Source organism: Butyrivibrio sp. VCD2006, from assembly GCF_000423925.1.
Lineage (GTDB): Bacteria > Bacillota > Clostridia > Lachnospirales > Lachnospiraceae > Butyrivibrio.
Map to the genome: position 1 here is coordinate 1 of NZ_AUIX01000035.1, position 12,270 is coordinate 12,270.

General features: G+C 39.8%; 14 protein-coding genes. 10 read left to right on the top strand and 4 right to left on the bottom strand.

The genetic code is table 11. The features are described from left to right. Positions 1–273 precede the first annotated feature (273 nt). Both G586_RS0112095 and G586_RS22890 read right to left on the bottom strand, forming a co-directional pair. Entirely contained in the window at positions 274–1,425 is a 1,152-nt protein-coding gene (locus tag G586_RS0112095) for an IS91 family transposase (protein WP_022757609.1), read from the bottom strand. 1 nt (position 1,426) lies between these two features. Then, a complete protein-coding gene (locus tag G586_RS22890; RefSeq protein WP_022757610.1) occupies positions 1,427–2,296 on the bottom strand; it encodes a tyrosine-type recombinase/integrase in 870 nt (289 codons plus the stop codon). A gap of 415 nt (positions 2,297–2,711) precedes the next feature. Here G586_RS22890 and G586_RS0112105 point away from each other — a divergent pair, with 415 nt between their 5' ends. Continuing rightward, positions 2,712–3,971 (top strand): S41 family peptidase, encoded by a 1,260-nt coding sequence (locus G586_RS0112105; protein WP_026527968.1) that lies wholly within the window; start codon positions 2,712–2,714, stop codon positions 3,969–3,971. A gap of 86 nt (positions 3,972–4,057) precedes the next feature. On the opposite strand, the gene G586_RS0112110 is transcribed toward G586_RS0112105, so the two are convergent. Next, positions 4,058–4,363 carry a winged helix-turn-helix transcriptional regulator gene (locus G586_RS0112110; RefSeq protein WP_026527969.1) on the bottom strand — a complete coding sequence of 102 codons (306 nt, stop codon included), beginning with the start codon at positions 4,361–4,363 and terminating at the stop codon, positions 4,058–4,060. 185 nt (positions 4,364–4,548) lie between these two features. On the opposite strand from G586_RS0112110, the gene trxA reads away from it, so the two are divergent. From trxA to G586_RS0112145, 7 genes are all read left to right on the top strand, one after another. Then, the gene (gene trxA, locus G586_RS0112115; RefSeq protein WP_026527970.1) at positions 4,549–4,866 is read left to right on the top strand and encodes a thioredoxin; all 318 of its coding nucleotides are present in this window, start codon (positions 4,549–4,551) and stop codon (positions 4,864–4,866) included. A 194-nt stretch (positions 4,867–5,060) separates the two neighbouring features. Next, entirely contained in the window at positions 5,061–5,918 is an 858-nt protein-coding gene (locus G586_RS0112120; protein WP_026527971.1) for a DUF3737 family protein, read from the top strand. A gap of 34 nt (positions 5,919–5,952) precedes the next feature. Beyond that, positions 5,953–6,327, top strand: a complete 375-nt coding sequence (locus G586_RS0112125) for a MerR family transcriptional regulator (RefSeq protein ID WP_026527972.1) — start codon at positions 5,953–5,955, stop codon at positions 6,325–6,327. Between the two features lie 43 nt (positions 6,328–6,370). Next, complete coding sequence (locus G586_RS0112130) at positions 6,371–7,513, top strand: aldo/keto reductase (RefSeq protein WP_026527973.1); 1,143 nt, start codon at positions 6,371–6,373, stop codon at positions 7,511–7,513. 19 nt (positions 7,514–7,532) lie between these two features. Beyond that, a complete protein-coding gene (locus tag G586_RS0112135) occupies positions 7,533–8,624 on the top strand; it encodes an aldo/keto reductase (RefSeq protein ID WP_026527974.1) in 1,092 nt (363 codons plus the stop codon). Between the two features lie 26 nt (positions 8,625–8,650). Then, positions 8,651–9,202: a flavin reductase family protein gene (locus tag G586_RS0112140; RefSeq protein WP_026527975.1), complete on the top strand. Its 552-nt coding sequence runs from the start codon at positions 8,651–8,653 to the stop codon at positions 9,200–9,202. A 21-nt stretch (positions 9,203–9,223) separates the two neighbouring features. Then, positions 9,224–9,844 (top strand): flavodoxin family protein, encoded by a 621-nt coding sequence (locus G586_RS0112145; protein ID WP_026527976.1) that lies wholly within the window; start codon positions 9,224–9,226, stop codon positions 9,842–9,844. A gap of 56 nt (positions 9,845–9,900) precedes the next feature. Here the strand turns inward: G586_RS0112145 and G586_RS0112150 are convergent, their stop codons facing one another. Next, the gene (locus G586_RS0112150; RefSeq protein WP_026527977.1) at positions 9,901–10,830 is read right to left on the bottom strand and encodes a DMT family transporter; all 930 of its coding nucleotides are present in this window, start codon (positions 10,828–10,830) and stop codon (positions 9,901–9,903) included. A gap of 162 nt (positions 10,831–10,992) precedes the next feature. Between G586_RS0112150 and G586_RS0112155 the strand changes: the two genes are divergently transcribed. Together G586_RS0112155 and G586_RS0112160 are read left to right on the top strand one after the other, a co-directional pair. Continuing rightward, entirely contained in the window at positions 10,993–11,802 is an 810-nt protein-coding gene (locus G586_RS0112155; protein WP_026527978.1) for a hypothetical protein, read from the top strand. A gap of 171 nt (positions 11,803–11,973) precedes the next feature. Further along, on the top strand, positions 11,974–12,210 hold the full coding sequence (locus G586_RS0112160) for a hypothetical protein (protein ID WP_155834128.1): 237 nt from the start codon (positions 11,974–11,976) through the stop codon (positions 12,208–12,210). Positions 12,211–12,270: the final 60 nt, after the last annotated feature.

The following is a 12,270-nucleotide window of genomic DNA, read 5'->3' on the forward strand; positions in this document are numbered from 1 at the left end:
TATATCGGAACGTGAACAATCGGTGTAAGACCAAACAAAAAAACAGACTTCATATATTCAAAATCTGTCCTTTTGTTTGGGCTTCAGACCGATTTTCATCTGAGTGAACTAAGTCGCGTCCGGGTGGCTGTGGAATTTCAATCTGCCACCATTTAAACAAATCTTATCATTATTTCTTGTTTTAAGACACCAGTTATTCTCAAATACAGTCTTAATTCCACGCAAAATAAGCCTTCGTTAAAAGGCTTGTCCATCGATATGAGATCCACTTATTCAACAAAGCATATATCTGCCATCTATACGAAAAGTGATGAGAGGCTCACCACATTTGGAACATTTGCAAATGTCATGGTTGTAAAGAATCTTGATCTTTTCAGCAGTTGTTTTTCCTCTGAGCTTAGATAAATACTGTTCACATCCGAGAAGATTTCTGCAGAGAGTCATTTTCTGAGATTTGCACCTACAGGCAAGGAGACCATAGTAGCGTATCCTTACAAATCCCTTAGGAAGTATGTGGAGTAGAAATCGCGATATGAACTTTTCTCCTGAGATTGTCATTGGCCTGTATTTACCATCTGTGCGATAGTCCTTTGCGCTGAAGGTTACATTATCAGAATCCATGCTCAGAATACGCCTGTTACTAATGGCAATCCTGTGAGTATATTTTCCAAGGTACTTAAAAACTTCCTGGGCTCCTTTAAATGTCTGCTTGGAATAGACAACCCAATCCATAGCGTAAAGCTTATCAAGAAGACTCTTGAATTCGTACTGATTCCTCAGTGCTTCTGCATTTCCTGTGTAGGATAGTTTATCGGATTCATGAAGGGATTTCAGCTCTTCCAGATAGTACTTTTTAAAAACAGCAGACATGACTTTTACCGGTAGAAAGAATTTATTTCCTTTGTCTTTCCAATGGTTCTTATCATCAAGCCCTCCTCCCAAAACTATCGTATGAATATGTGGATGGTAATTAAGCTTGGAACCCCATGTATGAAGGATGCAGATATATCCTATCTTTGCTCCAAAGTGTTTGGTATCCTTGGAAAGTTCTGACAGCGTTTTATTAGTTGCATGGTAAAGGGCATCATAAAGAAGCTTCTGATTAGCATAGATTAATGGATACAAAAGTCCAGGTACAGTAAATACAGTATGGAAATATGGCGCATCAAGCACATCTTCACGTCTTAAGTCTATCCACTCATCGACTTCCATTGCCTGGCACATAGGACAATGCCTGTTCTTGCATGAATTATAGTGAATAAATTTAGAATGACAGGATTCGCATTCACTCACATGGGCACCCATTGCTGCTGTACGACAGGACCTTATGCACTGAATTGCCCTGAACTGCTCATCAGAAAATGATCTGTCAGCAATCGTAGGAAGAAACTGTTCAAAAACATCCTGAATAGTTATTTTATCCATGTCAGTCTTCCTTTTTCTTTCTCTTGCGCTTCTTTTTCTTGGGAGTATCTAAAGGACTTTTAACACCCATGATGGCTTTGTTTGAAACATGGATATAAACCTGAGTAGAATTCGGAGATCTATGCCCGAGCATAGCCTGAACATACTCTCTGTCAGTATGATTCTCAATCAGATGGGTGGCGAAGGAATGGCGTAGCATGTGGGGATGCAGCTTGATACCAGCTTCTTTACCTATTCTTTTCATCATGATCTCTACACCGCCGACATGAAGCGGATTATGAGGATTCTTCAGCGTAACAAAAAGATAATCCCTCGGTACAGGATAGGAGCGCCAATACTGTTTCAAGAGATCTAAGGTTCTTTCTGAAAGAATAGTCCAATGATCTCCTCGATTTTTGCTGTTGCGTACGTGAACCTGCATAGTGCTCATGTAAATATCGCCAGGTGCAAGCCTGACAACTTCACCTGCACGTAGTCCTGAAGAATAGACAAGAGCTATTATGGCTTTGTTCCTGATGTTTTCAGCAGTGTCTATTAGTTTTTCAATTTCTTCCAAAGAAAGAGTTTGTGGTAATGTCCAATCAATCTTCATTCTGGGAACGATATCAAGATCCCACGGGATATGCAGCAGATGTTTATAAAAGAATGAGAGCGCAGAAGACATAGAATTGCAGTAACCGGGTGTTGCACCGTCATCCTTGCGTTCCAGAATGTAATTCCGGACATCATAAAGAGAGAGCTCTGAAATAGGCTTATCTCCAACCCAATCCAGGAACTTGGTAGTATGAAACTTATAGATAAAACACGTTCTTGGCGAAAGGTTTCTTATTTCGCATTCCTTTTCAATTTTTGTTAGAATTTCTTCGTACATAAAAACCTCCATAGTAAGTAGTAATCTGAAAGTTACCCTAACCATGGAGGCGGACGTTCCCAATGAAAGTGCTTGTATGAAGTAATGATAAATGATACGCTTTTCATGGCAGTAGTAGTGGTCCTGGTAATGTTCGGTTTTTGTGTGGTAACTTAAACATACATCATCATAGTTTCACTATCTACTGCTTTTTGAGTAAAAGAAACGCTGCGCCACAGCCTTGGCAGGCCGTCGCGCAGCGACTTAGTTCTATCGGAAAATGATGTTATCCTTCTCAAGTAGTACTGTGCTATAGGTAACCTTATAGACGAGATGATGCATAAGCCTACTCCAGAAAAAGTGATAAAGAAGATGGAAGTGGCAAAGAACTACTGGGAGAGCATTAAAGGTTAAATAAAACATACATGGAGGAGCTATGAAATACTCAGAAATATTTGATGAAGTAGTCAGTATTATGAAGGTGGATTCATCAACTTGCAACGATTTTGGGGCAGGTGATTACCAAAAATATAAGGATCAGATTAAAGATGATATGTCAGCCGCAGAATTTACTCTGGTTGTAAAGAAGTATATTGCTTCATTTGGGCAGGAAGGGCATCTTTCCTTTAAGGATACTAAAGTGGGCGAGCTTGATTTTCAGGTGATGCGATATGAGAACGCATTGTATGTGACAGACGCCGCAAATGACTCGCTCCTGAAAGTTAAGGATAAGATTGTCAAAATTGATGGCGAAACTATAGAGGTTTGTGCTGCCCATAGTCAGGAGTTTTTAATGGGTGAAATAAATGAAAGACAAGGCTATTTATGGGAGCAGATCCTCTTATTTGCTAATGTGTTAACAGTGGAAAGAGAAGGAATTTGTCAGGAAGTACCGCTGAAACTAGTTGCAGATTATGAACAAAAAGATAAGTATAACTTTAAGGATTTGGGCAATAAGACTTTGCTTATAAAACTTCTTGATTTTAGCGACGAGAATGCAATAAGAAAAGTGTATCAGGACTGCAGTGAGCAGCTTGAAACTTGTGAAAATCTGATTGTCGATGTCAGAAATAATGGAGGTGGATCTGATACAGCATTTTTTCCATTACTTGAGTACTGTTATCCTGCAGGTAAGAAAGTAGATGACTATATTCCTAAACAGCAACCTATGTCTATCAATTATTCACAACGTAACTGCGAAAGTAGACTTAAGATTCTTTCTGAGTTTTTCAAAGATGGTATACCTGAAGATATTCGCCCAATGGTAGAACAAATGAAAGCTGATATAGCCCAAAATATGGGGAAGGGCATGGTCGTACAGGGCAGTAGTAGTGAGGATGAAGGTTTTACCTTTATTGGAAAAGAACTTCCAAAGAAGGTATGGATAATAACAGATCAGAACTGTGCTTCTTCCGGAGATGCTTTTGTGCAGGATATGTCATATTCACCAAAGGTTACAGTAGTAGGAAGACCAACTCTTGGAATATTGGATTACTCAAATTGTACCGTGGAAATGTTTGACCAGTTCCGCATGCTATATCCCACATCAAGAAGCGGAAATATCGATGTGGGAAAGGCACTGGGACACAAAGGAGTCCCGGTAGACCACTATATTCCTTGGACTCCAATGCATTTGGAAAAAGATGTGGATCTTGAATATGTTCTTGAACAGATAAAAAAACAAAGAGTTGAATAAATATTCGCTTTTTTGATGAAAACAAGTGATATTTTAGGCAAATCAAAAAGGCTTTTCGTCGATTATATTCGAATATATTGCTAGAATCACAAATTGTCCTCTCCCCATTTTTTTAGTTCAAGAAGAATGGGGATGAGGCTTTTTGTTTTTTCAGTAAGGCTGTATTCAACTCTTACAGGCATCTCATCATACTGTTTTCTTTCTACAAGGTCGTCTGCCTCAAGTTCTTTCAGGGAATTGGCCAGCATTGTGTTGGTAATTCCGTGAATTGAACGGTTTAATTCTCCGTATCTTACAACTTCATTTTTATCGATGACGCACAGAATCATGATTTTCCACTTGCCGCCAACGGTATCGATGACTCTTTTTAATCCACAATCTTTTCCTGCGATATCTTCGCATAAGGGCTCTTTTGTCCCTTTTTTCTCATAGTATACTTTTCCTTACCAGATAAATAAAAACTGCGTACCTGATATAAAAACTATACCACATATAATAAAAGTATCAGCTGAGAAAAACAAGTAGTTATTCACGAATTATATGAAAGGCGCTGTTGTATAGGCGTATGGGTGATTATATGGAATACAAATTTACAAAGGATAATTTCGAATCAGAAGTAATGAACAGTGATATTCCGGTTCTTATTGATTTTTACGCAGACTGGTGCGGTCCTTGCAAGATGATGGGCCCTGTAGTTGAGGAACTTGCCAGCGAATATGACGGTAAGATCAAGATAGGTAAGGTCAATGTTGATCATGAGCCACAGCTCGCACAGAAGTATGGGGTAATGAGCATACCATACTTTGCTTTTATCAAAAAGGGCAATCTCTATGATGATGAGATGGGCGCAGTTCCAAAGGAAAGACTAGTAAAGAAAATCGAAGAAATGGTATAAGACAATGGCATCCCATGATTTTGTAACGAAATCATGGGATTATTTGTATCTATAGAAGTTTATAATTTTTTAATAAATTTCCTGCTCCAGGCCTATTGACTTAGAGTTAACTCCAGGGTGTAGGATGACCATATCGAGCCCGAGAAAAAGATGAAACTACAGATGATTTTTTTATAGAGAGAAGAGGTAATCTGATGAACGATATGATTATAAAGAACAAAACTTTTGATGAAGAGAGAGCCCTTTATGGGAGCAGAGATATTACAGCGACGGACTGCAAGTTTGATGGTCCTGCAGACGGAGAAAGTGCTTTTAAAGAGAGCAGGAACGTTACTGTGAAGAACAGCTTTTTTAATCTCAGATATCCATTCTGGCATGATGATAAGCTGGTTCTTGATAACATCGAAATGACTGAAAACTGCAGGGCAGCCCTCTGGTATACAAATGATGCAACAATCAGTAATTCCAAAATGCACGGGATTAAAGCATTGCGGGAGTGTTCAAATATTAAAATCGAAAGCAGTGACATTATTTCTCCTGAGTTTGGATGGTCGGTAAAAGACATTGAGATGAAAGATACTACTGTCCAGGGTGAATATTTCATGATGAGATCAGACCGACTTCATTTTGAGAATGTGACGCTTAAGGGTAAATACTCTTTCCAGTATATTACAGATTCTGTTTTTGAGAACTGCAACTTTGATACAAAAGATGCCTTCTGGCATGCAAAAAATGTGGTAGTAAGAAACAGTGTTATAAAGGGTGAATATCTTGCGTGGTATTGTGAGAATGTTACGTTTGAGAACTGCACAATCATTGGTACCCAGCCTCTTTGCTACTGTAAGGGATTAAAACTGATTAACTGCAAAATGGTTGATGCAGACCTTGCTTTTGAGAAATCTGAAGTGGAGGCAACGATTATCTCTCCTGTTGTCAGCATAAAAAATCCTCATTCAGGTTCTATTTCAGTTCCGGAAGTTTCAGAGATCATCATGGATGATGCAAGTGCTTCAGGAAAGATAATTGTTAATGGTATGGAAAAATGTGCCTGATAAATAGGAATCACAATTATAGGAGATAAAGACCATGACAATCAAGGAAGTTTGTGAGATGTACAATCTGACCCCGGATACGCTGCGTTATTATGAGCGCGTAGGCGTCATCCCTGAGGTAACAAGAACAGCCGGAGGCATAAGAGATTATCAGGAAGAAGATATCGGATGGGTTGAAAATGCTGTGTGTATGCGTGACGCCGGAGTTCCTGTCGAAATGCTGATCGAATATGTGAAACTTTTTCGGGAAGGCGATTCCACCATTGATGCCAGGACAAATCTGCTGAAGGAAGCTAGGGAGCAGATCCTTGAGGCTAAGAAGAAATATGATGTTGCCCTGGAGAAGCTGGATTATAAGATTGGTAGATATGAAGTGGCACAGAAAACAGGTAAGTTCACGTGGGAGTAAATGAGTAATTATCAGAAATGTAGGAGGGTTATGACTTATGGCAATGGTTTACAGAGATTTTCAGGGTATCAGTCTTTCAGGGCTTGGATTCGGGGCTATGAGGCTTCCGGTTGTAAACGGTAACGATGCGGAGATAAATCGTGATGAGGCCAAAAAGATGGTTGATAGAGCAATGGCAGCCGGAATCAACTATTACGATACAGCATTCGGATATCATGACGGTAACTCTGAGATAGTAATGGGGGAAGCTCTTTCAAAGTATTCCCGGGACAGCTATTACATTGCTACCAAATTCCCGGGATATGACCTTTCAAATATGCCAAAGGTTAAAGAAATATTTGAAGAACAGCTCAAAAAGACGGGGATGGAGTATTTTGATTTCTATCTTTTCCATAATGTGTGTGAGATGAACATCAATCAGTATCTTGATCCGAAGTACGGGATCTTTGATTATCTTATGGAGCAGAAGAAAAATGGCAGGATAAAGCATCTTGGATTTTCATGCCATGGAGAGTATGAAGTCCTTAAGAGATTCCTGGATGCATACGGTGAGCATATGGAATTCTGCCAGCTTCAGCTCAATTACCTTGACTGGAAGTTCCAGAAGGCTGAGGAAAAGGTTAAACTCCTTAATGATATGAATATACCAGTTTGGGTAATGGAGCCACTTCGGGGCGGCAAACTTGCAAAGCTTGATCCACTGTCAGAAGAAGAATTAAAAGCTCTCAGGCCTGACGAGGAAATCCCGGCATGGGCTTTCAGATTTTTGCAGTCAGTAAAAGGCGTAACGATGGTACTTTCAGGGATGTCATCAATGGAGCAGCTTGATGCTAACCTTAAGACGTATTCTGAGGATAAGCCCCTCAATGATAAAGAGATGGAAGGGTTGATGAAGGTTGTGGACAGAATGATGTCCACAAAGTCTGTTCCATGCACAGCATGCCATTACTGCGTAAGTCACTGTCCTCAGGGACTAGATATACCCTATCTTATCTCTTTATACAACGAACATCTCTATACAGCAGCTGCCGGAGGAATGACGTTCATAGCCCCCATGGCGCTTGCAGCAATGGATGAATCCAAGAAGCCGGTATCCTGTCTGCACTGTCATAGCTGCGAGAAGGTATGCCCACAGCAGATAAAGATTTCAGATATGATGTCTGATTTTGTTGAAAAGATTGGATAAATAGTACTGGAGATTTTTTATGAGATACAGGGTAAATAATAGAACCGGAGATAAGGTCAGTGAGATAGGATTTGGCTCTGCATATATTTATGAAGCGGGAACCAAAGCTGCGGTTGAAGCAATCAGACGAGCCTATGATGGTGGTATAAACTACTTCGATATGGCCTCAGGAGATGGAAGAGCATTTCCCATGTACGGAGAGGCTTTGCCTGATGTGAGGAATAATATCTTTTACCAGATCCATTTTGGTGCAGACTATTCAAGAGGCACTTACGGGTGGTCACTTGATCTGGACACGGTTAAGAGATCACTGGATAAGCAGCTTCACGACCTTAGGACTGACTATATTGATTATGGATTTATTCACTGCCAGGACGAAGATTCCGATTGGGAAACTTATCAGCGGAACGGTGTATACGATTATCTAATGAAAATGAAGGAAGAGGGAGTGGTAAAGCATACAGGTCTTTCATCCCATACGCCTTCAGTAATCCAAAGGATAATGGATGAAGCCCAGATTGATATGCTCATGTTTTCTGTTAATCCGGGGTATGACTATGGTCAGGGCGATTATGCCCATGGCGGCGTTGACGAGAGATCTGAAATATACAAGAGATGTGAGAAGGAAGGCGTTGGAATTTCAGTAATGAAGCCATTCTCAGGCGGTCAGCTCCTTGATGCAAAGAGGTCGCCTTTCGGTCAGGCACTCACACCTTTTCAATGCATAAAATATGCGCTTGATAAGCCCGGAGTACTCACAGTGCTCCCGGGAGCGCAGAGTGTAGCAGAGGTTGACGAACTATTGTCTTACTACGACAAGACAGATGAAGAGCTTGATTACTCAGTAATAGGTTCCTTTGCGCCACCGCAGGCAAATGGTAAGTGTGTGTACTGTAATCATTGCAAACCATGCCCCGTGGGCATAGATATAGGGCTTGTGAACAAATATTATGATCTGGCAATAGTGGGAGATACACTTGCAAAAGAGCACTATAGTACCTTGGAAAAGAAGGCATCAGATTGCATTTTCTGTGGTCACTGTGATAGCAGATGTCCATTTAGCGTAAAGCAAAGTAAGAGAATGGCAGAGATTAAATCGTTCATGGAATAACAAGAAGAAAAAGAGGAGGATTAAAAATGGGCAGAGTAAATTTTGGTGCAAAACCACTTATGTTACCACAGCCGGTACTTATTATCGGTACCTATGATGAGAACGGGGTGCCTAATGCCATGAATGCTGCATGGGGCATAACAACTGACTTTAAGGAGATCACTATCAGTCTTTCAGACCATAAAACAACAGATAATCTAAAGGTAAAGAAAGCCTTTACTGTCAGCATGGCCACAGAAGATTTTGTTGTCGCTTGCGATTATGTTGGCATAGAATCAGGCAGAAAAGTTCCCGACAAATTTGCTAAGGCTGGTTTTCACGCAACAAAGAGTGAATTTGTGGATGCCCCGCTTATAGATGAACTTCCAATGGCTTTAGAGTGCAGAGTAAAAAGCTTTGAGGATGGTATTCTGATCGGTGAGATTGTAAACGTATCCGCTGATGAAAGCGTAGTTACGAACGGAAATGTAGATCCAAAGAAGCTTAAGCCAATTACCTTTGATCCGTGTAACAATACGTATGTTGCCCTTGGTGATGTTGTGGGTAATGCTTTTAAGGATGGAATGTCACTTAAATAAGACGGAAGGAGAATTCTTGTAATGAAGGTATTGATAATCAATGGAAGTCCCAGAGTGGGTGGTAATACTTCAATAGCAGTGGACGAAATGGCTAAAACATTTACTGAGGAAGGTATTGAAGCGGAAATTGTTCAGGTCGGTAACAAAGATATCCGCGGATGTATCGCCTGTGGAAGCTGCATGGAGAAGGGAAAATGTGTATTTGATGATGTAGTAAACGAGCTTGCACCTAAGTTTGAGGAGGCAGATGGACTAGTAGTTGCTTCACCTGTTTATTACGCATCTGCCAATGCAACACTTATAGCATGCTTGGACAGACTTTTCTATAGTACGCATTTTGACAAAAGCATGAAGGTTGGCGCAAGTGTGGTAGTATGCCGAAGAGGCGGCGCGTCAGCTACTTTCGATGAATTAAACAAGTACTTCACCATCTGTAATATGCCTATCGCATCCAGCCAGTATTGGAATAGTGTTCATGGAAGGGAAAAGGGACAGGCTGAAAAAGACCTTGAAGGCCTTCAGACAATGAGAGTTCTTGCCAGAAACATGTCCTTCCTAATGAAGAGCATAGCTCTAGGAAAAGAAAAATATGGCATGCCAAAATCGGAAGAACACTTGTGGACACATTTTATCAGTGAATGATTTAATACTCTTTTTGTCGATGCTAATCAAAGTTAGGAAAAGACTGTGAAAAATGCTTATACAGCATTCTTCGCAGTCTCTTTTGATGTAGCGGTATTTTCTTTTGAACCAAAGGTAATGAAGAATAACATCATAAAGATGAGACCAAAACCTATAGCATCGTAGATGGTGAATCTACTCTTTAAAACAAATGTTGAGATAAGTGCAGCTGTTATTGGTTCAGCAAAACTGTAAAGAATTGCTTTTTGTGGACCGATTTTTGATACTCCGCTTATGTATAGGGTAAATGCGCAAATATTACCGATAACGACAACAAAGAGTATTCCCAATATTCCCATAAGGTTTGGAATGTAATATATTTTCCAGGTTCTAAAAGCTATTCCCAAGAGTGCACCGCCAAGTAAAAATGACCATCCCTGAGCCACGATGACAGGAATGATATTTGTAATCTTCGGTGCAAGTACGTTGTATATCATTACGCAGAAAGCACTGCCGATACCGGCAATAAGTGCAGGAAGTGGTAATGAGATGTGCTTTAAATCACCATGTGTTGTTAACAGGAAAACACCGGTTATTGCTAAAAGTATGGATATGATTTCAAAAGATCTGGGTAATCTCTTTGAGGTCATGCATGTAAAGATAAGTATAAATATTGGTGATAGATCCTGAAGTATTGTTCCCATGGCTGCATTTGAAAGTTCAATTGTTAGAAAATATAGGAACTGACAGATACTTACACCGGCAACTCCATATATAATCATCCATTTTGCCATTTCTACAGATTTCCATGGCTTGAACACGGTATCTTTATGTCTTATCAGGCAATAAAAAAGGATAAGTATTCCTGAAAGACCAAGTCTTATAGGCACGAGCCACCTGCTATCCATCTGCTGTACGGTAAAAAGGTACTGGCCCATTGATCCGGACAATCCCCAGCAAGATGCTCCAAGTAGCGTATATATTATTCCTTTTAGATTTCTTTTCATTGTGATACTGCTCCTTAACAGAAAACATATATAACACAATCGGAATTCCTTTTCAATTTATCTTCAGAATAAAAAAATCACTTTATTTTTTAAAAAAACAAAAAAAGTTGGTATTTCATATTTGAGAAAGATAATCAGTGATTCAAAAGGAGATTATAAAAGATGTTTTTTAAGAAGATATTTGCAAGGATATGCGCAGGAGCACTTTCGGGGACACTTGTATTCTGTATAAACCCTTCGGATATGGGAGTTCAGAAAACCCAGGTGAATGTTCAGGCGCAGCATCTTGATGCAAACGGGGGCAGCGCAGTTAACGCGGGTACTACATCTACTGTAAAGAAGATAAAGAAAAAGACCCAGACCGGCATTGATGTTTCCTACAGAAATTCAACTGCTGAGAGATATTCACATATAGATGAAAAGCTTGTAATGGCTTATCCAATCTACACCATCGAGTATGAGGATGGAACAACAGAAAAGGATAAGGTCGATAAGAATGAGAGGATTGATGCATCTGATCTTGATATTGATGAATATATCTTCTTCGACAAAGGTGATAAGACATTTAACGCAAAGCAGTTATCTACAGGCTTTAAAAGGGCAGTAAAGAAAACAGTAGGAAAGGTATATAAGCTTTTTTATAAGGCGGCAATAGCAGCTTTTGTTGTTATTTTCTGTTTGATAGCATCCTTAATTCTTCTTTTGCTTGCAGCGGCAGCTATCCAGTCAGTAGTTGCAGGACAGGGGACATTATTTCAGAGCACCATACTTAATAGAGCTTTTTGCCTGTCATTTTCCTTTTTGGAAAGAAGGATGACATTTTTACCCATCACTTTTGTTTTGGCAAATACATTAGGGGTATCATCCATATTTCCACTAAACTCACTTAAGATAAGCTTTGCTTCTATGGCATCCTTTATTTCCTTCCTGTGGGAAGAAATATATCTGGCATCCTTTTTCGAAATGCTGTAACTTACGAAGTTGCATAATCAAGCAAACGTAAGTATGTACCGAAGGCTATTTCGGGAATTAACGACTGTGGAGTGTACAAGAACTTGTGAGTAGCGTATTGCTTGCAATCGCCAAAGCATACACGATGAAGCAGTAAGAAGTAACCGTGAGGACTTCGATTTCTCGATGTGTTTGAGTATATTTAAGCACATTTTGGGTGGCAGCCTAGTAGGCAATGATTACTATATCGACCAGTACGTTCTGTCTCATGATGAAGATCGTATTCTTTATGAGGAGATGCATCCCTGGGGAGCAGGTGCTCCGACAGATGATGAGGATATCTATTTTAAGGTTGTAGACCTTAATGATGGGAGCATAGTTACTCTATTTAAAGGACCTCAGCAGTTTTTTGATATTTATTGGAAATGATATAAAAATCCTATAAGAAAATTAGCACTCTACTTGACAGAGTGCTAATTTGGTGTTATA

Excerpts from the sequence above, each read along its gene's own strand:
- G586_RS0112135 (WP_026527974.1), top strand. The coding sequence starts at position 7,533 with ATGAGATACAGGGTAAATAATAGAACCGGAGATAAGGTCAGTGAGATA.
- G586_RS0112130 (WP_026527973.1), top strand. The coding sequence starts at position 6,371 with ATGGTTTACAGAGATTTTCAGGGTATCAGTCTTTCAGGGCTTGGATTC.
- trxA (WP_026527970.1), top strand. The coding sequence starts at position 4,549 with ATGGAATACAAATTTACAAAGGATAATTTCGAATCAGAAGTAATGAAC.
- G586_RS0112145 (WP_026527976.1), top strand. The coding sequence starts at position 9,224 with ATGAAGGTATTGATAATCAATGGAAGTCCCAGAGTGGGTGGTAATACT.
- G586_RS0112140 (WP_026527975.1), top strand. The coding sequence starts at position 8,651 with ATGGGCAGAGTAAATTTTGGTGCAAAACCACTTATGTTACCACAGCCG.
- G586_RS0112095 (WP_022757609.1), bottom strand. The coding sequence starts at position 1,425 with ATGGATAAAATAACTATTCAGGATGTTTTTGAACAGTTTCTTCCTACG.
- G586_RS0112125 (WP_026527972.1), top strand. The coding sequence starts at position 5,953 with ATGACAATCAAGGAAGTTTGTGAGATGTACAATCTGACCCCGGATACG.
- G586_RS0112105 (WP_026527968.1), top strand. The coding sequence starts at position 2,712 with ATGAAATACTCAGAAATATTTGATGAAGTAGTCAGTATTATGAAGGTG.
- G586_RS0112120 (WP_026527971.1), top strand. The coding sequence starts at position 5,061 with ATGAACGATATGATTATAAAGAACAAAACTTTTGATGAAGAGAGAGCC.
- G586_RS0112155 (WP_026527978.1), top strand. The coding sequence starts at position 10,993 with ATGTTTTTTAAGAAGATATTTGCAAGGATATGCGCAGGAGCACTTTCG.
- G586_RS22890 (WP_022757610.1), bottom strand. The coding sequence starts at position 2,296 with ATGTACGAAGAAATTCTAACAAAAATTGAAAAGGAATGCGAAATAAGA.
- G586_RS0112150 (WP_026527977.1), bottom strand. The coding sequence starts at position 10,830 with ATGAAAAGAAATCTAAAAGGAATAATATATACGCTACTTGGAGCATCT.